The sequence below is a fragment of the Brevundimonas sp. PWP3-1b1 genome (assembly GCF_049896065.1).
In the GTDB taxonomy this organism is placed as follows: Bacteria; Pseudomonadota; Alphaproteobacteria; order Caulobacterales; family Caulobacteraceae; genus Brevundimonas; species Brevundimonas intermedia_B.
Window position 1 is genome coordinate 1,850,281 of sequence record NZ_JAFCTO010000001.1, and the last position, 21,478, is coordinate 1,871,758.

The window sequence follows — 21,478 nt, forward strand, 5'->3', positions numbered from 1 at the left end:
TCAGTAGACCCTGCAGAGGACTTCGCCGCCGACGTTAGCGTCGCGGGCGGAGGCGTCGGACATGACGCCCTTCGAAGTCGAGAGGATCGAGATGCCGAGGCCGTTCTTGATCGGCTTCAGATCGCCGATCGCCGAATAGACGCGGCGGCCCGGCTTGGACACGCGAGCGATCTCGGCGATGACGGGCTGACCGTCGAAGTACTTCAGCTCGATCTCGAACTGCGGAAACTCACCCGGGTTCTGAACCAGGTTGTAGCCGCGGATGTAGCCTTCGTCCTGCAGCACGTCGAGGACGCGCTGACGCAGACGAGAAGCGGGGGTCAGCACCTTGGAACGCTTGCGGGTCGCCGCGTTCTTGATGCGAGCGATCATGTCGCTCAGGGGATCGTTGATCATCATGTCTGTTCGCTCCCCTTACCAGCTGGATTTCGTCAGGCCAGGGATCTGGCCCTGGTTGCCGAGTTCGCGCAGCGCAATCCGGCTCATCTTGAGCTTGCGATAGAACGCCCGCGGACGACCCGTCACTTCGCAACGGTTGCGAATGCGGCTCGGCGCGGAGTTGCGCGGCAGTTCAGCCAGCTTCAGGCGCGCGTCGAAGCGCTCCTCCAGCGGCAGGTTTTCGTCGTTGGCGGTCGCCTTCAGGGCGGCCCGCTTCGCGGCATACTTCGCAACCAGGGCCTTGACGGCTTCGTTACGGTTTACGGCGCTTTTCTTAGCCATTGTGCTCTTCCCTTCCCGCTCAGTTCTTCACGAACGGGAACTTGAACTCGGTGAGGAGAGCCTTGGCTTCCTCATCGGTCTTGGCCGTGGTGCAGACGACAATGTCCATGCCCCACATCTGATCGATCTGGTCGTAGTTGATCTCCGGGAACACGATGTGTTCCTTCAGACCCGTGGCGTAGTTGCCGCGACCATCGAAGGACGTGCCCTTCAGACCACGGAAATCTTTCACGCGCGGCAGCGCGATCGTGATGAACCGGTCCAGGAACTCGTACATCTGTTCGCCGCGCAGGGTGACCTTGCCGCCGATAACCATGCCTTCGCGCAGCTTGAAGCCGGCGATGGAGTTACGGGCCTTGGTGGCGACGGCCTTCTGACCGGCGATGGCCGTCAGATCCTTGAGGGCGGTGTTCGCCTTCTTGGAGTCCGCGACAGCTTCACCGATGCCCATATTCAGGACGATCTTGTCCAGCTTGGGCACCTGCATTTCGTTCGTGTAGCCGAACTTTTCCTTCATCACCTGGCGGATGCGAGCGTGATACTCGACCTTGAGGCGCGGAGTGTACTTTTCGGTAGCCATCAGATGACGTCTCCCGTCGTCTTGGCGATGCGGACCTTGGTGTCCCCATCGATCTTGAAGCCGACGCGGGTCGCCTTGCCGTTGGCGTCGGCGATCGCGACGTTCGACAGGTGAAGCGAGGCTTCCTTGTTCTTGATACCGCCCTGCGGGTCAGCCTGGCTCGGGCGCGTGTGGCGCTGAACCATGTTGCAGCCTTCGACGAGGACGCGGTTTTCGGTAGGCAGGACCTTCAGCACGTTGCCCGTGCGGCCCTTGTCCTTGCCGGTGAGGACGACGACGCGGTCGCCCTTCTTGATCTTGGCGGCCATGTTACAGGACCTCCGGAGCCAGCGAGATGATCTTCATGTGGTTCTTGGCGCGCAGTTCGCGAGGAACAGGGCCGAAGATCCGCGTGCCGACGGGCTCGTTCTGCTTGTTGACGATGACGGCGGCCGACTTGTCAAAACGAATGACCGAGCCGTCCTTGCGTTGGATGTCCTTGGCGGTGCGCACGACGATGGCGCGAACGACGTCGCCCTTCTTCACACGGCCGCGCGGGATGGCTTCCTTCACGGAGGCGACGATTGTGTCGCCGATCGAGGCGTAGCGGCGCTTGGAGCCGCCCAACACCTTGATGCACATGACCCGGCGGGCGCCCGAATTATCGGCCACTTCCAGGTTAGTTTGCATCTGGATCATAAGATCAGATCCTTCTGATTACGAGGCCGAGGCGTTGGAAAGGACTTCCCAGCGCTTCAGTTTGGATTTCGGGGCGCACTCGACGATGCGAGCGATGTCGCCGACTTTGAGCGCGTTGGCTTCGTCGTGCGCGTGATACTTCTTCGAAAGACGAACGATCTTCTTCAGAACAGGGTGCAGCAGCGTGCGCTCCACCTTCACGACGACGGTCTTTTCGCCCTTGTCGGACACGACCACGCCTTCAAGAATTCGCTTGGGCATATTCGTTTCCTTACGAGGCCGCACGCTGCTCGCGCAGAAGCGTCGAGATGCGTGCGATGTCTTTGCGGACTTCACCAACGCGGTGAGTCTTTTCCATTTGGCCGGTGGCCGCCTGGAAGCGCAGGTTGAACTGTTCCTTCTTGAGCTTCAGCAGCTCGTCGGACAGCTGGTCGGTCGTTTGCGACCGCAAGTCGGCGATCTTGGTCATCAGGCGGCTACCTCGACATGAGCGACGCCGGCGTCGATGCGGGTCACCACCTTGGTGCGGACCGGCAGCTTGGCTGCGCCGAGACGGAGCGCTTCGCGGGCGACATCGTCCGGAACGCCGTCGATTTCAAACAGGATACGGCCAGGGTGGCAGCGCGCGGCCCAGTGGTCCACGGCGCCCTTGCCCTTACCCATCCGGACTTCGGCCGGCTTGCCCGTGACGGGCAGGTCGGGGAAGACGCGGATCCAGACGCGGCCCTGACGCTTCATCTGGCGAGTGATCGCGCGGCGAGCCGCTTCGATCTGACGCGCAGTGATGCGTTCCGGCTCCAGCGTCTTCAGGCCATACGACCCGAAGTTCAGCGAGAAGCCACCCTTGGCCGAGCCATGGATCCGGCCCTTGAAGGCCTTGCGGTACTTGGTCTTCTTCGGTTGCAACATGACTTAGTTCTCACGTCCCCGGTCGCGACGCGGACCGCGGTCGCCACGGGGGCCGCCGCGTTCGCGGCCTTCGTTCGAGGACGGACCCGAAGCTTCCTGGGCCCAACGCTTGTCCTGCGCCATGGGATCGTGCTCCAGCACTTCACCCTTAAAGACCCAGACCTTCACGCCGATGATGCCGTAGGTCGTCTTGGCTTCGTAGAAGCCGTAGTCGATGTCGGCGCGCAGCGTGTGAAGCGGCACCCGACCTTCGCGGTACCATTCCATACGTGCGATTTCCGCACCGCCTAGACGACCAGCGACATTCATACGAATGCCCTTGGCGCCGAGACGCATCGCCGACTGCATCGAACGCTTCATGGCGCGACGGAAGGCCACGCGGCGTTCCAGTTGTTGCGCGATGTTTTCAGCGATCAGCTGTGCATCGGTTTCCGGCTTGCGGACTTCGATGATGTTCAGGTGAACTTCACCTTCGGTGCGTGCCGAGATGTCCTTGCGGAGCTTCTCGATGTCAGCGCCCTTCTTACCGATCACGACGCCCGGACGGGCGGCGTAGATGGTGATGCGGCACTTCTTGTGAGGGCGCTCGATGATGATGCGCGACACACCGGCGGCGCCCAGACGTTCCCGCAGCCACTCGCGCAGCTTCAGGTCCTGGTGCAGCAGGCGGGAATAGTCGGCGCCGGCGGCGAACCAACGGCTGTCCCACGTACGGTTCACGCCGAGGCGCAGACCGATCGGATTGATTTTCTGACCCATCAGGCGGCCTCGCCGGCTTCACGGACCACGATGGTGATCTCGCTGAACGGTTTCAGGATGCGCGACGAACGACCACGAGCACGGCTCGCGAAGCGCTTCATCACCAGGTTCTTGCCCACATAGGCCTCGGCGACGATCAGGTTGTCGATGTCGAGGTTGTGGTTGTTCTCGGCATTCGAGATCGCCGAATACAGGACCTTGCGGACGTCGGTCGCGATACGCTTACGGCTGAATTCCAGCTCGTTCAGCGCCTTCTGGACCGGCATGCCGCGGATCGATGCGGCGACCAGGCCCAGTTTTTGCGGGCTGATGCGTACGTTGACCAGCTTTGCGCGGGCCTCTGTCGGGGCGACCCGACGCTCATTTTTTGTCTGGGCCATCAGTTACTTCCTTTTGGCCTTCTTGTCCGCCGCGTGACCCGGGAAACTCCGGGTCGGGGCGAACTCGCCGAGCTTCATGCCGACCATCTCTTCCGAGACCGACACGGGCACATGCTTCTGACCGTTATGGACGCCGAACGTCAAACCGACGAACTGCGGCAGGATGGTGGAGCGGCGCGACCAGGTCTTGATCACGTCCTTGCGGCCCGACGTTTGAACGGCGTCGGCCTTCTTGAGCAGATACCCGTCGACAAACGGGCCTTTCCAGGAGGAGCGGGCCATTCTTAGCGAGCCTTCTTAACGTGGCGGGTACGGATGATGTACTTGTCCGTAGCCTTGTTCTTACGGGTACGGGTGCCCTTGGTGTCCTTGCCCCACGGCGTAACCGGGGTACGACCACCAGAGGTCCGGCCTTCACCACCACCATGCGGGTGGTCGATCGGGTTCATGGCGACGCCGCGAACGTGCGGGCGGAAGCCCATGTGACGCTTGCGACCGGCCTTGCCCAGGTTCTGGTTCATGTGGTCGGGGTTCGAAACCGCGCCCACCGTGGCGATGCAGCCGTCCAGGACCATGCGCAGTTCGCCCGAGCCGAGACGGATCTGGGCGTAACCCTGATCGCGACCCACCAGTTGGGCGTAGGCGCCGGCCGAACGGGCCAGCTGAGCGCCCTTGCCCGGCTTCATTTCGATGTTGTGGATGATCGTACCCACCGGCATCGAACGAAGCGGCATGGCGTTGCCCGGCTTCACATCGGTCTTTTCGCCCGCGATCACCGTGTCGCCGGCCTTAAGGCGTTGCGGCGCGATGATGTAGGTCTTCTCGCCGTCTTCGTAGGTCACGAGGGCGATGAAGGCCGTGCGGTTCGGATCGTATTCCAGACGCTCGACCGTGCCGACCATGTCCCACTTACGACGCTTGAAGTCGATCCGACGGTACAGGGTCTTGGCACCGCCGCCACGGAAGCGGACCGCGATGCGACCGCCCTGCCCGCGTCCGCCCGACTTGGTCAGGCCTTCGGTCAGCGACTTTTCCGGACGGCCCTTGTGGAGCTCCGAACGATCGACCAGCACGAGGGCGCGACGGCCCGGCGAGGTCGGATTGTAATGTTTCAAGGCCATCCGATCAGAGCCCCGTGGTGACGTCGATCGACTGGCCGTCGGCCAGCGTCACGATCGCTTTTTTGATGTCGACCCGGCGACCCAGGATACCCCGGAAGCGCTTGGTCTTGCCCTTTTGAACCAGGGTGTTGACCTTCAGGACGTTGACTTTGAACAGGCTTTCGACCGCCGCGGCGATCTCGTCCTTGGTCGACGTATCGGCGACGCGGAAGACGACCTTGTTCTGCTCGGACAGGATCGTCGCCTTCTCGGTGATGATCGGCGAGAGGATCGTGTCGTAGTGCTTGGCGGTAGGTTGAGCGGCCATTACGCGGCTTCCTTATCGCTGAAGCGAGCTTCGATCGCTTCGATGGCGGCCTTGGTCAGCACCAGCTTGTCAGCCCGCAGGATGTCATAGACGTTCAGGCCGGCGTTCGGCAGCACGTCGATGTGCGGGATGTTGCGTGCGGCCAGGCCGAAGTTCGTGTCGACTTCGGGACCCGCGATGATGAGAGCCTTGGTCCAGCCCAGCTTGCCGAGCGTCTCGCGCAGCGAGGCGGTCTTGGCTTCCTTGACCGAGACGGTGTCGACGATGATCAGGTCGCCCGACTTGACCTTGGAAGACAGGGCGTGACGCAGGGCCAGCGCGCGGATCTTCTTGGGCAGCGAGAAACCGTGATCGCGAACGATCGGACCAAAGGCGCGCGAACCACCAACGAACTGCGGTGCACGGCGCGAACCGTGACGAGCGCCGCCGGTGCCCTTTTGCTTGTACATCTTCTTGCCCGTACGAGAGTTCTCGTTGCGGGTTTGAACCTTGTGCGTACCGGCGCGGCGCTTGGCCAGTTGCCAGTTGACGGTGCGGGCCAGGATGTCGCCGCGGATGTCGGAGATGCCGAAGACGGCGTCCGACAGTTCCACGTCGCCAGCAGCCTTGCCGTCGAGTTGGATGACAGAGAGTTTCATTACGCTTCACCGCCTTCGGTCGCTTCGACGGGGGCTTCTTCAGCCGGGGTCGAGGCGGGTTGAGCAGCAGACTTGCTCGACTTCAGCGCACCGGGGAACGGAGCGTCGGCCGGGCGAGCCTTCTTGATGGCGTCGCGAACCTTGACGTAGCTGCCGTCATGACCGGGGACAGCGCCCTTGATCAGGATCAGGCCACGCTCGGCGTCCACGCGGACGACGGTCAGGTTCTGGGTGGTGACGGTTTCCGTGCCGTAGTGGCCGGCCATCTTCTTGCCGGGGAACGTGCGACCCGGATCCTGACGGTTACCCGTCGAACCGTGCGAACGGTGCGAGACCGAAACGCCGTGGGTGGCGCGAAGGCCGCCGAAGTTCCAGCGCTTCATGGCGCCGGCGAAACCCTTACCGATGGTCTCGCCCTGGATGTCGACCTTCTGGCCTACCAGGAAGTGTTCGGCCGACAGTTCGGCGCCCACGTCCAGCAGACCGTCCGCATCGACGCGGAACTCGGTCACATAGGCTTTCGGTTCGACTTCCGCCTTGGCGAAGGTCTCGCGTTGAGCCTTGTTGGTGTTCTTGGCCTTCTTCGTGCCAGCACCCAGCTGGAGGGCGACGTAACCGTCACGCTCCTGGGTACGTTGGCCGACGACTTGGCAGCCGTCGAGCTGGAGCACAGTGACCGGTACGTGCGCGCCGTCATCGGCGAACACGCGGGTCATGCCCAGCTTCTTGGCGATCACGCCCGTGCGCATCGGATCCCGCCTCTTTCTACTTTAAATCTTGATCTCGACGTCCACACCGGCGGACAGGTCGAGCTTCATGAGCGCGTCCACGGTCTGCGGGGTGGGGTCGATGATGTCGAGCACGCGTTTGTGCGTGCGGATTTCAAACTGCTCACGCGACTTCTTATCGACGTGCGGCGAGCGGTTCACGGTGAACTTTTCGATCAGGGTCGGCAACGGAATCGGACCGCGAACGGTCGCGCCGGTGCGCTTGGCTGTATTGACGATCTCGCGCGTCGAGAAATCGAGGACGCGGTGATCAAAGGCCTTGAGCCTGATGCGGATGCTTTGATCCATATCGGTGCTTACTTCCAATGCGGTCGGAGGACCGCGTCCCTGTGAACTATTTCAAAGACCGAAGGCCTTCGGGCAAAAAGCCCTCAGGGAACGCAAATCCGCAAAAACGATCGGCCCACGCAGTTACCCGCGAAGGCCGCTGAAGTCCCAAGAAGCTGCAAAGAACAGTGACTTAGGTCGTTCCTGCGGACCGCGTTTGCAGCGAACTGCACAGCCGGTCCAACAAGAGTGGTGGCTTATGCCTACCGATTCTGATTTCGTCAAGCGCGCAAGCCCGTGCTGACACAGGATTTCGTCAGGCGATCTCCAGCGGCGACACCGACCTGTAAATCGGCCTGGGCCGTCCCGCTTCATCCACCGCCACCATGATGAACTCGGCCGCTGCAGACCGTCTCCGTTCGCCCGTCAGCAGCCCCTCGGCCCACAGTTCGACCTCGATGGTCACCGACGTCCGACCGACCTTTGTCGCGCGCGACGCCAGTTCGATCATGTCCCCTTCTCTTATGGGAGACGAGAAATCGATGCGGTTCGACGCCGCCATGACCATGACGGCCCTGGCCTTGCGCGTGGCGCAGATGAAGGCCGCCTTGCCCATCAGCTTCAGCGCATCGCCGCCGTAGAGGGTGCCGTAGTGATTGGTCCAGGTCGGGAAGACCATCTCCACCGTCCTCAGCCAGCCGTCGTCCACGGGCGGAGCTTCCTGCGGAGGCGGCAGGTCGCCCTGCCCCGCCTCTCGCGGCGCGACCATATTAAAGACGCCCCGCGTGCATAGCCGCCGTTCGCCGCTGACCGGCGCCTCGGCCCATAGCTCGACCTCGACGCCCATGGACGTGCGGCCGACGCGCACGACCTTGCCCGTCGCCTCGACCATCTCCCCGATCCGGGCCGGTGCGGCGAAGTCGATCCGCTCGCACCCGGCCGTCACCGTCGGCCGCCGCGCATGACGCGCGGCGGCCAGGAAGGCGACCTTGTCCAGATGCGCCAGACCGACGCCCCCGAACAATGTCCCGTGGTGATTGGCGTCCCCAGGGAAGACCATGTCGATCAGGCGGACAGTCATTGATGGGCGATTTCCATAGGCGTATTGGTCAGCGAGCCGGAGTTCTTAGTCTTTTGGGTATGCCTCGGTACGCATATCGCGCCAGTGCGGAGTCGATTCAGAATAGTGTTCATTGAATTCAGGCCGACAGTTCTTTTCGGATGATCTCGGCGCCGGCGCCCAGCGCCTTCAGCTTGCCGTTGGCGACCCGGCGTGACAGGGGCGCCATGCCGCAGTTGGTGGCGGGATACAGCTTGTCGGCATCCACGAACTGGAGCGCCTTCCTCAGGGTGTCGGCGACTTCCTCGGGAGTCTCGATCACGTCGGTCGCTACGTCTATGGCTCCGACCATAACCTTCTTGCCCCGGATCAATTCGATCAGGTCCATCTGCACGCGCGAGTTCTGAGCCTCCAGCGAAATGATGTCGATGCTGGAGGTTTGCAGCTTGGGGAAAGCCTCCTCATACTGGCGCCACTCCGAGCCCAGGGTCTTCTTCCAGTCGGCGTTGGCCTTGATGCCGTAGCCGTAGCAGATGTGGACGGCCGTCTCGCACTTCAGCCCCTCGGCCGCCTTTTCGAGTGTGGCGACGCCCCAATCGTTCACCTCGTCGAAGAAGACGTTGAAGGCGGGTTCGTCGAACTGAACGATGTCGACGCCGGCGGCTCCCAATTCGCGGGCTTCCTCGTTGAGAATTTTGGCGAACTCCCATGCCAGCTTCTCGCGGCTGCCGTAGTGGCCGTCGTAGAGGGTATCGATCATCGTCATCGGCCCAGGAAGAGCCCATTTGATCGGCTGGTCAGTTTGGGCCCGCAGGAACTTCGCGTCCTCCACGAACACAGACTTCGGACGGCTGACGGCTCCCACGACCACCGGCACGCTGGCGTCGTAGCGGTTGCGGATTCGCATGGTTTTGCGGTTCTCGAAGTCCACGCCGTCGAGATGCTCGATGAAGGTGGTGACGAAATGCTGGCGGGTCTGTTCGCCATCGCTGACGATGTCGATGCCGGCACGGCGCTGGTCGTCTAGAGACAGGCGCAGGGCGTCCTGCTTGGCCTCGACCAGTTCGTCGCCTTCCAGCTTCCAGGGCGACCATAGGGTCTCGGGCTGGGCCAGCCAGACGGGTTTGGGCAGACTGCCGGCGGTCGAGGTGGGGAGCATGGTTTTCATGAGCAATGACTTTGAAGTGCTGGACTGATCAGGCGGCGGCGAAGTTGGCGGACCATTGGTCGAGCACGGCGCGGTAGGGCTTGATGAAGCGCTCCTCGACGAACCGGCCCTGCTCGACGGCCAAGCGGCTGCGCTCCTCGCGGTCGTAGACGATGCGGGTCAGCGAATAGTCCTGGGCCTTCAGGCTCGGCTGATACTGCTCTGTCGCCGGGGAGTTGGCGTTGTAGATTTCGGGGCGATATATCTTCTGGAAGGTCTCCATCGTCGCGATGGTGCTGACCAACTCCAGATCGGTGTAGTCGCCGGTCAGGTCGCCGATGTGGTAGAAGGCGAACGGCGCGACGCTGCCCTTGGGCATGAAGTAGCGGACCTTCATTCCCATCTTCGCGAAATACCGATCGGTCGGAGAGAACTCCTCGTTCGCGTATTCAAGACCGAGCACGGGGTGCTCGGCGCCCGTGCGATGGTAGGTCTTGTTGCTCGACACGCTCAGGCAGATGACCGGCGGCTTGGCGAAGTTGTCCTGATAGGCGCGCGACCCCAGGAAGTGTCTGAACAGCTTGCCGTGCAGGTCGCCGAAGTCGTCCGGCGCACCCGCATTCGGGTGGGCCTTCATGTGCTCAGGCAGGACCACGCTGAAGTCGTAGTCGCGGACGTAGGAGGAGAAGTTGTTCCCAACGATGCCGTCGATGCGCGCGCCTGTTTGTCGATCGACGATCGTCGTCTGCAGGATCTCGATCAGGGGGAAAGCGTCGGTGTTTTCGGTCCCAGAGAAGCTCATCTCTACGGAGACGATCTGAAGCTCTAGCGCATAGCGGTCGCCCCGGGGATTGTCCCGCCAGGCCAGCGAGTTGAACCGGTTGTCCATCATCCGAAGGGTGCTGCGCAGGTTCTCCTGTCGGCTCTCCCCTCGCGCCAAGTTGGCGAAGTTGGTGGTGATCCGCGTGTTCTCGGCGGGACGATAGTCCTCGTCGAGCGCGGTGCGCTTGATCCTGAAAGTGAAATCGCTGCTGACCATGCTCTCTGCCGTTGATGCTGTGGCGAGACAGCGGACAGGGACGCGCGACCGCTCGCGCGCGGTCGTTCCGTCGCGGCGTTCATGCGGCCTGACCGGGCACCCCGCCGGAGGACGTTATCTGTCGGGGCAGGTCTCCTGGCTCACGGGTCGACGCCTCGGGCCCGGCCTTCCCGGCGCGAACGCCAGTGACACGAGATAGACCCTCGACTCGCCGCTTACAGTTGCGGGGGCAGCGCCGGTTTCACACCGGCTTCCCTCTTAGCTCCACGCGCTCCGAAGACCGCGTGCAGACCACGACGCAGTCAGATGACCGCAAGGCACGGCTCACGTCAATAGACATAAGGATATGCTTATATGTTTATGCGATTGGCGCTGTTAACCGCTTGCCTCATGAAGCACGCCGAACTGACACATTCCAACCACAAGGCGTGACCGATCCGCCACACGACAGTTTCAAGACATTTATGTAACGGCGGTTTATTGCTCAGCTTCGACACATCCTGATAGCAGCCGCCCTCCCTGGACCCCCATCCGGGCACAGACTGCTAAGGACAAAAGAAAATGAAGACGATCCTCCTCGCCTCGGCCGCCGCCGCCACTCTGTTCGCCGCCCCGGCCTTCGCTCAAGACGCCGTCGGCTCGGTCGGCGTCGCCTACAACCATTCCAAGGCCGAAGCCTTCGGCGCTGAAGCCGACCTGGACGGCGCCACCGTCGCCGGCGTCGTCGCGACCCCCGCCTTCGGCGACTGGACCGCGACCTTCAACGCCGCCGGAACCTATTCGGACAACGACTTCGGCGACGAGACCACCCTGTCGGGCGCCGTCCACCTGACCAAGGCCATCGAAGACATGCGTTTCGGCGGTTTCGTCGGCGCTGAAGAAATCGCCGGTGGCGACACGCTGATGACGTTCGGCGCCGAAGGCCAGAAGTACTTCCAGCAAGCCACGCTGACCGGCGTCGTGTCGTACGGCTCCGTCGACGACGCGGACCTGTGGACAGTTGGTGGTGAAGCCGCCTTCTACGCCACGCCCGCCCTGCGTCTGGCCGCTCGCGCCTCCTATTCGGACGTGGACTTCGCTGGCGTCAGCACCGACGGCTGGTCGGCCGGCGTCGGCGCCGAATACGCCTTCGCTGCAACGCCTTACAGCGTCTTCGCCGGCTATGACCGCGCTGAGCTGGAAGATGCCGATCTGACGATCGACTCCTTCGAAGTCGGCGTTCGCTACAACTTCGGTGGCGATCTGCAATCGCGCGACCGCGCCGGCGCCACCCTGGGCCGCAACCTGGGCAGCATCACCAAGCTGTTCGGCCTGCGTTGATCCTCGACGCCTGATCCAAGACGAAGAGCCCCGGGGGAGCGATCCGCCGGGGCTTTTTCTTGGCTGACGCCACGCACGAAAAAGGCCCCCGGGGTTCCACGACCGGGGGCCTTTCCTCTCGCGGCGGAGAAACGGGTCTTAGCGCCCGATGTGCAGGGTTCCCGATCCGACGACAGAGCGAGACACCGATCCGGTGGCCGAGGCGACGCGGACGCTGCCCGACCCGGCGATGGCGACATCCAGATCACGCGTCGCGCCGCCGTAACGGACATCGCCCGAGCCGCCGATGGCGACCGACAGCTTGTCCATCCGCCCCTGGCGCACGTTCACACCGCCCGAGCCGCCGATGGACAGGTCGCCCCGGCCGTTGGCGCTGGCCACGTCCACATTGCCCGAGCCGCCGACGGCCGCCTTCAGATTGCCGGTCGGTCCTGCCGCGACGGAGCCGGAGCCGCCGACACTGGCATCCAGCGAACGCGACGTGCCCGCGCGGATCGCCCCCGATCCGCCAAGGCCCAGTTCCAGATCGCCGTCCACATTGGCGACGTTCCAGTTGCCGCAACCGCCGTTGTCCAGTTCGACCGACCGCGCGCCACGCCCGATCGAGCCGAACACGGCGCCGCTGGCGCTGACATCCACGACGCGCGGCGTGCGCACCACGATCAGCGGCGCGTCTTCCAGCCGAATCCGTCCCAGGTCGCGCACCTCGACCGTCGCGCCCTGCCCCGGCTGGGCGGCGTCCGATCGTCCCGAGTTGCAGCTGCGGATGCCGTCATTGCCGCCCCACATGCCGTTGCGACGAAGGCCGCCGTCGATCTTCACGTCGCCGCCTTCGCGACGGATCTGGACGGCCGGCAGGCGCGTCTGGCCCTGCGTGACCTCGACGCCGATGTCTTGGCGGTCCTCGACGATGACGACGACGCGCGCCACCGCGTTGCGGATTTCGACCTCGGCGGCCGAGGCGGGCGCGGCGGCCAGTCCCGCCAGTGTGGCGACAGCGGCGGCGGCGATCAGTGCGGTCTTCATGTGCGGCTTCCCTTTCCCGAATGTGAGGAGAAGGTGCGCGCCGCCCGCGCCGAAGTCATTTTAACTCGGGGTCATGAACTCGAATTAACGCGCCGTGTTCAGCGCGCCCGCCCCATCCGCCGCCCCGACCTCGGGTTCGAAGTCGCGTTCGAAGTTCTCGATCTTGCTCTTCATCGCCCCCGACTTCTTCAGCGCCAGCGACGCGGCCCAGCGCGCGGCCAGCTCCGGCGTCGTCATGCCGTCGGTAAAGCGCGGCCGCCCGCCCCGGCTGCGGATCACCGCATTGGTGAACAGCGCCCCATTCCTGAACCGCGACGGCCAGGTCTGGAAATCCATCGACAGGCTGACGCAGAACCGGTCCAGATTCTCGACCCGGTGCGGCGCATACAGCGGCCAGGTCAGCGCCCGCCCCGGCTCCAGATCCATGACCTGGGCATCGGCCTCGAACGCCATCGTATAGGGCAGTTCCTCGGTCGTCTGACGCGCCACCACCTGTTCCATATTGCGCTCGGGCAGATGCCCTTCGTCGCCCGGATAGACGAACAGCCGCTTGCGCCCGCGCAGGTGGAACAGCACCACCCCCGCCGCGTCGAAATGATAAGGCACCCGCGCCTTGGGCGACGACAGGATCAACTGTCCCGCATTCCGCACCGCCCGCATCCCCGGATAGGTCGCCTGAATCGTGGCGAAATCCTTCATGGCCGCCGCCCACAGCTCGGGCCAGCCGGTCTCGACCCCGCGCAGATTGACCCAAAGCCGACCCTGTTTGATCGCCTCCAGCAGTTCCTCGCCCGACAGCCGCCCGCGTGCGCCGGTGCGCAAGCTGACCTGCCCCTCGTCGTCGTAATCATACAGGTTGATGTCGAACAGCTCGGCCGGATAGCGGTCCAGCACGGCCGCCAGCGCGGCATCCTCGGCGAAGCCCTGATCGATCAGCGTATGGGCGTGTGTCTTCGCCTCGGCGATCGGCCCAGGATAGCGGGTGCGGCGTTCGGTCATGGCAGCCTTCTCCTTCAGACGTGGGCGACGCGCGCCGGCGCCTTCTTCTTGGCGGCGGCCTTCTGGACGGCGGATCGCGCCGCGACCGCAGCCCCCCTCAGCCGACCGACGGGCGTCGCTTCGCAGGCTTCGATGGTGGCCCAGCGCCGACGCAGCGAGGCCCTGACCGCCTCGCCCCGTCCGCCCGCGCGGTTCAGCGCCGCCACCGTCACGTCGCCCAGCACCTGGGTCACGCCGGGCCTCATCACCACGGCCTCGCGCACCGTCTGGCGGGCGTTGACGAAGTACTTTTTGTAGGTCTCGCCCTCGAACCCGAAGTCGAACACCCGGAACCCTTCGACCGCCGCCAGTCGCATCGTGTCCATGCTCAGCAGGATGCCCGGCGAACAGCGCGCCAGCGCCGGTTCATAGACCGGGAACCAGAAATGATAGTGCCGCCCGGCGTGCAGCGAGAACTCCACCGCCACCAGCTTGTCGCCCGCATGCATCGCCGCCATCGAGGCGCCGAAGTCCGCGCGCGGCTCGCTCATCAGCGCGTGCAGCAGATCCCGCGTCCAGCCGCAGGCGAAGATGTCGTGCAGGCCCGAACGCCGATACTGCGCCGCCTTCAGCGCAATCAGATGATCCAGCAGCACCGGATCGCGCAGCCCGCGCTCAACCCGGATCGGCCCCAGCTCGGCCTCCAGGCTGCGACGCGCCCGCTCCTTGTCCTTGAAATATTTCCCGAAGGTCGAGCGCCGCTCGGCGTACCAGGCGTCGTATCCCGTCTCGGGCATGACGACCTGCACCGTCTCGCGCGCCTGCCCCGTCTCGGCGGCGCCGATCCAGCCGGGCACGTTCAGCCGTTTGGCCTTCAACAGCCGCGCCACCTCTTCCAGCGTGATCGTCTCACCGACCGGCGCGATAACGCCGTGATAGTCGTTCATCGGCGCGCCCAGCGGCTGCACCGCGCCGCCGCGCCGCTGGTGCGAGAAGAAGCCGACGATCTCGCCGTCGCGCCGAAACACCGCGATCGCCGCGCCGGGACAGACCCGCGAGGCGATCTCGGCGTATTCCCAGCGGAAATAGGGGCTGGCCAGCTCCGGATTGCCGTCCGTCCACGCACGCCACAGGGCGACGGCGGCGGCGTCCATCGCCCCCGCGTCCATGATCTCGACCTGCAGCATTCCGGCCATACGCATCCTCATTGAACCCCGTGCAGCAAGGTCCATTCCAGACCGCACCCTGCACCATGCGCGTTTCATCAGGGTTCACCGGCATGGTGAACACGCATTGACGGAGCCGCACCGCTCTCTGCGCGTTGCCTTGATCCAAAGGGAAACCACCATGACCGACCAACGCCCCGACAGCAAAAGCGTCGAAAACGAAAACCTGCGCCCGGACGCAGACGGCGAACCGCCGCGCCCCGCCACCGAACCCAAGGGCTCGGAAGGCTCATCCAACTCCGGCGAGACCGAAACCGATCCCGCCACAGGCGAACAGAACTGATATCGCCCACCTGTCCCGCCTGCCTCGAAAGTCCGCAATGAACCGATCCGCATACGTCGCCGCCCTCGCCGTCCTGTCTCTGTCCGCCTGCTCGCCCAGGGAGGAACAGGCGCCGGCCTCGGCGCCGGCGGTGCAGGTTGGCGCGACCGGCCCCCTCTCGCGCGACGCCATCGAGAACACCGCCTATACGCCGCCCGTCCAGTCGACGCCCCAGGCCGGTCAGTCGCTTCAGCCCGGCGACGCTCAGGCTCAGGCTCAACCGGCCTTGGTCCGAGCCCAGGTGCTGCTCGAACGCGCCCGCTTCTCGCCCGGCGCCATCGACGGTCTGCCGGGGTCGAACATGCGTCAGGCCATTTCCGCCTTCCAGAAGGCCAACGCCATGACCGTGACCGGCGAACTCGACGCCGAAGTGATGGGCCGGCTGCGCGCCGCTGCCGGTCCGGGCGCGATCACCACCACCTACGCCATCACCCAGCAGGACACCGCCGGTCCCTATCTGGGCGTCGTTCCCACGGAACTGGAGGCCCAGGGCCAGGCCGCGCACATGGGCTACGCCAACGTCGTCGAGGCTCTGGCCGAACGTTTCCATGTCACCGAGGCGCTGTTGCGCGCCATGAATCCCGGCGCCGACTTCAACCGTGTCGGTCAGGCGTTGCTGGTGCCGGCCGTCAATACCACGCCTCTGCCCGCCGAAGTCGATCACATCGACATCGACAAGAGCGAAGGCTCGGTGAAGGCCTTCGACGCCGACGGCAAGCTGATCGCCTATTTCCCCGCCACCATCGGCAGCGGTGACAACCCGACCCCGACCGGCACAGTCAAGGTCAACGGCGTCGCCCGGAACCCCGACTACACCTATGACCCGTCAAAGCTCAGCTATGGCGACAGCAAGGAAAAGGTCATCGTCAAACCCGGACCGAACAATCCGGTCGGCATCGTCTGGATCGATCTGAACAAGCCCAGCTACGGAATCCACGGCACGCCAGACCCGCACTTGGTCGGCAAGACTGGGTCTCACGGCTGCGTCCGCCTGACCAACTGGGACGCCTGGATGCTGGCCGACAAGGTCAAGCCCGGCGTCACGGTCCGCTTCATCTGAGGGTCAGTGGACGGCGCCGAACGGCGTCCCGTCCCAGAAGTCGCAGTGGTGGCGCGCGAAGAAGTCTTCGTCCATCGCATCGCCTTCCGGCTTGAACACCCGAACCGGCCCCGCGCCCTCGACGCGGGGCCACTCTGCGGCGAAGTCCGCCGTTCCGAACGTCGCCCACAGTCGCTGCATCCGCTCAGACAACGCCTTCTGCTCCGGCGTGAATTTCTTCACGTCCGCAAACACCCAACTGGTCCCGAAGACATAGGCCAGTTCGCTGGCGTGATAGGCCCCCAGATCCAGACCGACGATCCAGTCCGGCAGCACGAACGGCGCCCCGCGATCCGCGAACTCATAGCCCCACACCGGCACATGCTGCGCCAACACCCGCCTCAGCGCCTGTGACGGACAGGCGAACCTCTGGTCCGTGAAGTTGGTCGCGATGGCATAGGCAGGCCCGTCCTCACCGACCGGATAGCGCGCCAGCACCCGCTTGCCCTGGTCGCCGTACATCCAGATCGTCTCCTTCTGATAGCGATCCATGTCCTGCACCTCGTTGGCGAACAGCCGCCCCTCGTCCAGGTTCGTGCCCACGATCACCGGCACGCGCGTGAACCGCCCTTCGCGGAGCGCTGCCGCCGGGTTTTCCGGCACGGTCGCATCCGTATGCACTGGCCCCCACGACCCCGGCCCATTGATACCGGCCCTCAGCGAGGGCGCCCGCGACAACCGCCACGCCGGCAGGGCCTTCAGGCACCCGATCTGACCCTCGCCGGTGCAGCCCAGCCGTTCGGCGAACATAGGCCCCGACTGGGCCGCATCCTGCGCGCTGACCAGCGACGACGGCTCCAGACACCCGCCGCTCTGCATGATGACCCGTTGATACAGCCCCTCAGACTGCGGCGACGCCATCAGATAACAGGCCGTCCACGCCCCCGCGCTCTCGGCGAATAGGGTGACATTGGACGGATCGCCGCCGAAGGCCGCGATATTGCGATGGACCCACTGCAGCGCCGCCTGCTGGTCCATCAGGCCGAAGTTGCCGCCGAACCCTTCCCCCGTCGCCTGAAACTGCGGATGGGCCAGCCAACCCAAGGCGCCCAGACGATAGTTCATCGTCACGACGACCCGCCCCTGATCGCGCGCCAGTTTCGACGGGTCATAGTTGGCCCCCGACCCCACGGTGAAGGCGCCGCCGGGAATGTAGACCATCACCGGCAGGGCCTCGGCCGCCTGCCCGCCCGGCGCATAGATGTTCAGGTAGAGACAGTCCTCTGACCCCACCACGATCCCGCCGCCGCCTCCCAGGATCGAGCGCCGCCCGATGGCCTGGGTGCAGTCCTTGGATATCCGCGTCGCATCCCGAACACCGTTCCACGCCTCCACCGGCTGCGGTGCGCGCCAGCGCAGTTCGTCCACAGGCGGCGCGGCGAAGGGCACGCCCAGAAACGCCCGCGTCCCCGCCCCGTCCACGCCGCGCAGCACGCCAACCTCGGTCGTCGCCAACACCGTCTTCGCATCGCCGGCGAACCGGACATGATCGATCTTGCCGGGATGGGTCGCGCAGGCCGACAGGGCCACAAGGCAGGCAAGCAACGAGATCAGACGCATCGGGAACCTTGGCTTTTCGGCAGACGATCCTAACGCCTGAAGCAAGGCCGCGTTGCCGACATCCGCCACGACTCAAAGCAAAACAGCCCCCGGATTTCTCCGGGGGCCGCTCTGTTACGCTACTGTCGGTCCGAAGACCTGGCGTCGACTACTCGACGATCTTGGCGACGACGCCGGCGCCGACGGTGCGACCGCCTTCACGGATGGCGAAGCGCAGGCCCTGGTCCATGGCGATCGGGGTGATCAGTTCGACGTTCAGCTCGGCGTTGTCGCCGGGCATGATCATCTCGACGCCTTCCTTCAGGTGAACGATGCCGGTCACGTCCGTCGTGCGGAAGTAGAACTGCGGGCGATAGTTCGTGAAGAACGGCGTGTGACGACCGCCTTCTTCCTTGGTCAGGATGTAGGCTTCGGCCAGGAACTTGGTATGCGGCGTGATGGAGCCCGGCTTGCACAGCACTTGGCCGCGCTCGACGTCTTCACGCTTGGTGCCGCGCAGCAGAACGCCGACGTTGTCACCGGCTTGACCTTGGTCCAGCAGCTTGCGGAACATTTCGACGCCCGTGCAGGTCGTCTTCTGAACCGGACGGATGCCGACGATTTCGACTTCTTCACCGACCTTGACGATACCCTTCTCGACGCGGCCCGTGACCACGGTGCCGCGGCCCGAGATCGAGAAGACGTCTTCGACCGGCATCAGGAAGGGCAGGTCGACCGGACGTTCCGGCTGCGGGATGTAGGCGTCGACGGTTTCCATCAGGGCCAGAACGCGCTGTTCGCCGATTTCCGGGTTCACGCCGTCGGTCGCGGCCTTGGCCGAGCCCTTGGTGATCGGAATGTCGTCGCCGGGGAACTGGTAGGACGACAGAAGCTCGCGCACTTCCATCTCGACCAGCTCGAGCAGTTCTTCGTCGTCGACCAGGTCGACCTTGTTCATGAAGACCACCAGGGCCGGCACGCCGACCTGACGGGCCAGCAGGATGTGCTCGCGGGTCTGCGGCATCGGGCCGTCTGCAGCCGAAACCACCAGAATCGCGCCGTCCATCTGCGCGGCGCCGGTGATCATGTTCTTCACATAGTCGGCGTGGCCGGGGCAGTCGACGTGGGCGTAGTGACGGTTGGCCGTCTCATATTCCACGTGGGCGGTGTTGATCGTGATGCCGCGGGCCTTCTCTTCCGGCGCTGCGTCAATGTCAGCATAGGCCATGGCCTTTGCGCCACCAGCCTTCGCCAGCGTCATCGTGATCGCAGCCGTCAGCGTCGTCTTGCCATGGTCAACGTGACCAATCGTGCCGATGTTGCAATGCGGCTTGTTCCGTTCGAACTTTTCCTTGGCCATTTTCTAGCTCCTAAGGTCCCCGAACCGGGGTTCCTGCAGTTTGGGGGTTAAGGACGCCCGGTCCTTACGGTCCGGGCGCATATAGGTCCGCTTTCCGAAAAGGGAAAGCTTAGGCGTACTTCTTGATCACTTCGTCGGCGACGTGTTGCGGCACCGGCTCGTAGTGGTCGTATTGCATCGTGAACTGGGCGCGGCCCTGCGACATGCCGCGCAGCGTGTTCACATAGCCAAACATGTTGGCCAGCGGCACGAAGGCGTTCACGACGGTGGCGTTGCCGCGCATGTCCTGACCCTGGATCATGCCGCGACGGCCGTTCAGGTCGCCGATGACCGAGCCGAGGTATTCCTCGGGGGTCACGACCTCGACCGCCATGATCGGCTCGAGCAGCTTCGGCGCGCCCTTTTCCTTCAGTTCGCGGAAGGCGGCGCGGGCCGCGATTTCGAACGCCAGCACGCTGGAGTCGACGTCGTGGTACTTGCCGTCCGTCAGGGTCGCCTTGAAGTCGATCAGCGGGAAGCCGGCCAGCAGACCCGAGTCCTTGATGGAGTTCAGGCCCTTTTCGACGCCGGGGATGTATTCCTTCGGCACCGCGCCGCCGACGATCGAGTTCTCGAACACGAAGCCCGAGCCCGGCTCGCCGGGTTCGAAGGTCAGCATGACGCGGGCGAACTGGCCCGTACCGCCGGTCTGCTTCTTGTGGGTGTAGTCGATGTCGACCTTGCGGCCCAGCGATTCACGATAAGCGACCTGCGGCGCGCCGATGGTGGCCTCGACCTTGTAGGTGCGCTTCAGGATGTCGATCTTGATGTCCAGGTGAAGCTCGCCCATCCCCTTCAGGATCGTCTGTCCCGACTCGTGGTCGGTCGAGACGGTGAAGGACGGATCTTCCGAGGCCAGCTTGGCCAGGGCGACGCCCAGCTTCTCCTGGTCGGCCTTGGTCTTGGGCTCGACCGAGATTTCGATGACCGGCGCCGGGAACTCCATCTTCTCCAGGATGACAGGCGACTTGATCGGATCGCACAGGGTGTCCCCGGTGCGGGTCTCCTTCAGGCCGGCCAGGGCGACGATGTCGCCGGCGTAGGCTTCCTTGACGTCTTCACGGTTGTTGGAGTGCATCTGCAGCATCCGGCCGACGCGCTCTTTCTTGTCGCGGCTGGAGTTCAACAGGCTCATGCCCGTTTCCATCTTGCCCGAATACAGGCGGCAGAAGGTCAGCGAGCCGACGAAGGGGTCGTCCATGATCTTGAAGGCCAGGACCGACAGGGGCTCGTCGTCCGACGCCTTGCGAACGACCGGCTCTTCCGTCTTGAAGTCGATGCCCGGCGTCGGCGGGATGTCCAGCGGCGACGGCAGGTAGTCGACGACGGCGTCCAGCAGCGTCTGCACGCCCTTGTTCTTGAAGGCCGAGCCGCACAGGATCGGATAGAAGGCGCCGGTCAGCACGGCCTTGCGGATGCACTTCTTCAGCACTTCGACCGAAGGCTCGGTGCCTTCGAGGTAGGCTTCCATCGCCTCGTCGTCCAGTTCGACGGCGTTGTCGATCAGGTACTGGCGGGCTTCATTGGCCTTGTCGACCAGGTCAGCCGGGATTTCACCGACGGTGAAGTTGGCGCCCAGGGCGTCGTTGTCCCAAACGACCGAACGCATTTCGACGATGTCGACCAGGCCGGTCAGCGAGGACTCGGAACCGATCGGGAACTGGATCGGCACGGCCTTGGCGCCCAGGCGGTCGCGGATCGACTGGACCGAGGCGTCGAAGTCGGCGCCGATCTTATCCATCTTGTTGACGAAGACGATGCGCGGCACCGAATATTTGTCGGCCTGGCGCCAGACGGTTTCCGTCTGCGGCTCGACGCCGGCGTTGCCGTCCAGCACCGTCACGGCGCCGTCGAGCACGCGCAGCGAACGCTCGACTTCAATGGTGAAGTCCACGTGGCCGGGGGTGTCGATGATGTTGAGGCGCTTTTCTTTCCAGAAAGCGGTCGTCGCGGCGGACGTGATCGTGATGCCGCGCTCCTGCTCCTGGTCCATCCAGTCCATGGTCGCGGCGCCGTCGTGGACTTCGCCGATCTTATGGTTCTTGCCGGTGTAATACAGGATTCGCTCGGTCGTCGTCGTCTTGCCCGCATCGATGTGGGCCATGATGCCGAAGTTGCGGTAGTCCTCGAGCTTGTGAGTGCGGGCCATGAGAGCGTGCCTTGCCAGAAGTTCGGG

28 protein-coding genes and 1 riboswitch are annotated in these 21,478 nt (G+C 64.3%); of the genes, 3 read left to right on the plus strand and 25 right to left on the minus strand.

The annotated features are described in order from the left end of the window. From rpsH to ACP69V_RS09200, 19 genes are all read right to left on the minus strand, one after another. A complete protein-coding gene (rpsH, locus tag ACP69V_RS09110; protein ID WP_135195331.1) occupies window positions 1-399 on the minus strand; it encodes a 30S ribosomal protein S8 in 399 nt (132 codons plus the stop codon). Between the two features lie 15 nt (window positions 400-414). Continuing rightward, complete coding sequence (rpsN, locus tag ACP69V_RS09115) at window positions 415-720, minus strand: 30S ribosomal protein S14 (RefSeq protein ID WP_135195330.1); 306 nt, start codon at window positions 718-720, stop codon at window positions 415-417. A gap of 19 nt (window positions 721-739) precedes the next feature. Beyond that, entirely contained in the window at window positions 740-1,300 is a 561-nt protein-coding gene (gene rplE / locus ACP69V_RS09120) for a 50S ribosomal protein L5 (protein WP_426023567.1), read from the minus strand. Then, window positions 1,300-1,608: a 50S ribosomal protein L24 gene (gene rplX, locus ACP69V_RS09125; RefSeq protein WP_135195328.1), complete on the minus strand. Its 309-nt coding sequence runs from the start codon at window positions 1,606-1,608 to the stop codon at window positions 1,300-1,302. The genes rplE and rplX overlap by 1 nt, the downstream gene beginning before the upstream one ends. A 1-nt stretch (window position 1,609) precedes the next feature. After that, the gene (gene rplN, locus ACP69V_RS09130; RefSeq protein WP_003164378.1) at window positions 1,610-1,978 is read right to left on the minus strand and encodes a 50S ribosomal protein L14; all 369 of its coding nucleotides are present in this window, start codon (window positions 1,976-1,978) and stop codon (window positions 1,610-1,612) included. A gap of 18 nt (window positions 1,979-1,996) precedes the next feature. After that, window positions 1,997-2,239, minus strand: coding sequence for a 30S ribosomal protein S17 (rpsQ, locus tag ACP69V_RS09135; RefSeq protein WP_008262472.1), 243 nt, complete (start codon window positions 2,237-2,239; stop codon window positions 1,997-1,999). A gap of 10 nt (window positions 2,240-2,249) precedes the next feature. Continuing rightward, window positions 2,250-2,447 (minus strand): 50S ribosomal protein L29, encoded by a 198-nt coding sequence (gene rpmC / locus ACP69V_RS09140; protein WP_135195327.1) that lies wholly within the window; start codon window positions 2,445-2,447, stop codon window positions 2,250-2,252. After that, window positions 2,447-2,887 (minus strand): 50S ribosomal protein L16, encoded by a 441-nt coding sequence (gene rplP / locus ACP69V_RS09145; protein WP_087119314.1) that lies wholly within the window; start codon window positions 2,885-2,887, stop codon window positions 2,447-2,449. Before rplP ends, rpmC begins: the two co-directional genes overlap by 1 nt. Before the next feature lie 3 nt (window positions 2,888-2,890). After that, window positions 2,891-3,646 carry a 30S ribosomal protein S3 gene (rpsC, locus tag ACP69V_RS09150; RefSeq protein ID WP_135195326.1) on the minus strand — a complete coding sequence of 252 codons (756 nt, stop codon included), beginning with the start codon at window positions 3,644-3,646 and terminating at the stop codon, window positions 2,891-2,893. Beyond that, window positions 3,646-4,026 (minus strand): 50S ribosomal protein L22, encoded by a 381-nt coding sequence (gene rplV / locus ACP69V_RS09155; protein ID WP_135195325.1) that lies wholly within the window; start codon window positions 4,024-4,026, stop codon window positions 3,646-3,648. The genes rpsC and rplV overlap by 1 nt, the downstream gene beginning before the upstream one ends. A gap of 3 nt (window positions 4,027-4,029) precedes the next feature. Then, window positions 4,030-4,308, minus strand: coding sequence for a 30S ribosomal protein S19 (gene rpsS / locus ACP69V_RS09160; RefSeq protein ID WP_135195324.1), 279 nt, complete (start codon window positions 4,306-4,308; stop codon window positions 4,030-4,032). Between the two features lie 2 nt (window positions 4,309-4,310). Next, entirely contained in the window at window positions 4,311-5,147 is an 837-nt protein-coding gene (gene rplB / locus ACP69V_RS09165; protein WP_135195323.1) for a 50S ribosomal protein L2, read from the minus strand. Between the two features lie 4 nt (window positions 5,148-5,151). Then, on the minus strand, window positions 5,152-5,454 hold the full coding sequence (locus ACP69V_RS09170; RefSeq protein ID WP_135195322.1) for a 50S ribosomal protein L23: 303 nt from the start codon (window positions 5,452-5,454) through the stop codon (window positions 5,152-5,154). Next, complete coding sequence (gene rplD, locus ACP69V_RS09175) at window positions 5,454-6,092, minus strand: 50S ribosomal protein L4 (protein ID WP_135195321.1); 639 nt, start codon at window positions 6,090-6,092, stop codon at window positions 5,454-5,456. The genes ACP69V_RS09170 and rplD overlap by 1 nt, the downstream gene beginning before the upstream one ends. Next, the gene (rplC, locus tag ACP69V_RS09180) at window positions 6,092-6,841 is read right to left on the minus strand and encodes a 50S ribosomal protein L3 (protein WP_055753390.1); all 750 of its coding nucleotides are present in this window, start codon (window positions 6,839-6,841) and stop codon (window positions 6,092-6,094) included. Before rplC ends, rplD begins: the two co-directional genes overlap by 1 nt. Before the next feature lie 21 nt (window positions 6,842-6,862). Beyond that, a complete protein-coding gene (gene rpsJ / locus ACP69V_RS09185; RefSeq protein WP_105563630.1) occupies window positions 6,863-7,168 on the minus strand; it encodes a 30S ribosomal protein S10 in 306 nt (101 codons plus the stop codon). 295 nt (window positions 7,169-7,463) lie between these two features. Then, window positions 7,464-8,228 carry an acyl-CoA thioesterase gene (locus tag ACP69V_RS09190; RefSeq protein ID WP_426023568.1) on the minus strand — a complete coding sequence of 255 codons (765 nt, stop codon included), beginning with the start codon at window positions 8,226-8,228 and terminating at the stop codon, window positions 7,464-7,466. Between the two features lie 118 nt (window positions 8,229-8,346). Continuing rightward, window positions 8,347-9,375: a methionine synthase gene (locus ACP69V_RS09195; RefSeq protein WP_426023569.1), complete on the minus strand. Its 1,029-nt coding sequence runs from the start codon at window positions 9,373-9,375 to the stop codon at window positions 8,347-8,349. Window positions 9,376-9,403: 28 nt separating this feature from the next. Further along, window positions 9,404-10,393, minus strand: coding sequence for a DUF1852 domain-containing protein (locus ACP69V_RS09200; RefSeq protein WP_426023570.1), 990 nt, complete (start codon window positions 10,391-10,393; stop codon window positions 9,404-9,406). Window positions 10,394-10,501: 108 nt separating this feature from the next. Next, window positions 10,502-10,704: riboswitch (cobalamin riboswitch) on the minus strand. 250 nt (window positions 10,705-10,954) lie between these two features. Here ACP69V_RS09200 and ACP69V_RS09205 point away from each other — a divergent pair. Further along, window positions 10,955-11,713: a hypothetical protein gene (locus ACP69V_RS09205; RefSeq protein ID WP_426023571.1), complete on the plus strand. Its 759-nt coding sequence runs from the start codon at window positions 10,955-10,957 to the stop codon at window positions 11,711-11,713. Between the two features lie 138 nt (window positions 11,714-11,851). On the opposite strand, the gene ACP69V_RS09210 is transcribed toward ACP69V_RS09205, so the two are convergent. The 3 genes from ACP69V_RS09210 to ACP69V_RS09220 all read right to left on the minus strand — a co-directional run bounded on the left by ACP69V_RS09210 (window position 11,852) and on the right by ACP69V_RS09220 (window position 14,913). After that, a complete protein-coding gene (locus tag ACP69V_RS09210) occupies window positions 11,852-12,739 on the minus strand; it encodes a GIN domain-containing protein (protein ID WP_426023572.1) in 888 nt (295 codons plus the stop codon). An 84-nt stretch (window positions 12,740-12,823) separates the two neighbouring features. Beyond that, a complete protein-coding gene (locus tag ACP69V_RS09215) occupies window positions 12,824-13,738 on the minus strand; it encodes a transcriptional regulator (RefSeq protein WP_426023573.1) in 915 nt (304 codons plus the stop codon). Window positions 13,739-13,752: 14 nt separating this feature from the next. Further along, the gene (locus ACP69V_RS09220; protein ID WP_426023574.1) at window positions 13,753-14,913 is read right to left on the minus strand and encodes a GNAT family N-acetyltransferase; all 1,161 of its coding nucleotides are present in this window, start codon (window positions 14,911-14,913) and stop codon (window positions 13,753-13,755) included. A gap of 151 nt (window positions 14,914-15,064) precedes the next feature. On the opposite strand from ACP69V_RS09220, the gene ACP69V_RS09225 reads away from it, so the two are divergent. Together ACP69V_RS09225 and ACP69V_RS09230 are read left to right on the plus strand one after the other, a co-directional pair. Beyond that, window positions 15,065-15,226 (plus strand): hypothetical protein, encoded by a 162-nt coding sequence (locus ACP69V_RS09225; protein ID WP_167762547.1) that lies wholly within the window; start codon window positions 15,065-15,067, stop codon window positions 15,224-15,226. A gap of 37 nt (window positions 15,227-15,263) precedes the next feature. Then, entirely contained in the window at window positions 15,264-16,325 is a 1,062-nt protein-coding gene (locus tag ACP69V_RS09230; protein ID WP_426023575.1) for a L,D-transpeptidase family protein, read from the plus strand. A 3-nt stretch (window positions 16,326-16,328) separates the two neighbouring features. Here ACP69V_RS09230 and ACP69V_RS09235 read toward each other — a convergent pair whose 3' ends face one another. From ACP69V_RS09235 to fusA, 3 genes are all read right to left on the minus strand, one after another. Then, a complete protein-coding gene (locus tag ACP69V_RS09235; protein WP_426023576.1) occupies window positions 16,329-17,924 on the minus strand; it encodes a carboxylesterase/lipase family protein in 1,596 nt (531 codons plus the stop codon). 148 nt (window positions 17,925-18,072) lie between these two features. Continuing rightward, complete coding sequence (gene tuf, locus ACP69V_RS09240) at window positions 18,073-19,263, minus strand: elongation factor Tu (RefSeq protein ID WP_135193056.1); 1,191 nt, start codon at window positions 19,261-19,263, stop codon at window positions 18,073-18,075. A 109-nt stretch (window positions 19,264-19,372) separates the two neighbouring features. Beyond that, on the minus strand, window positions 19,373-21,451 hold the full coding sequence (gene fusA / locus ACP69V_RS09245) for an elongation factor G (protein WP_426023577.1): 2,079 nt from the start codon (window positions 21,449-21,451) through the stop codon (window positions 19,373-19,375). Between the last annotated feature and the right edge of the window lie 27 nt (window positions 21,452-21,478).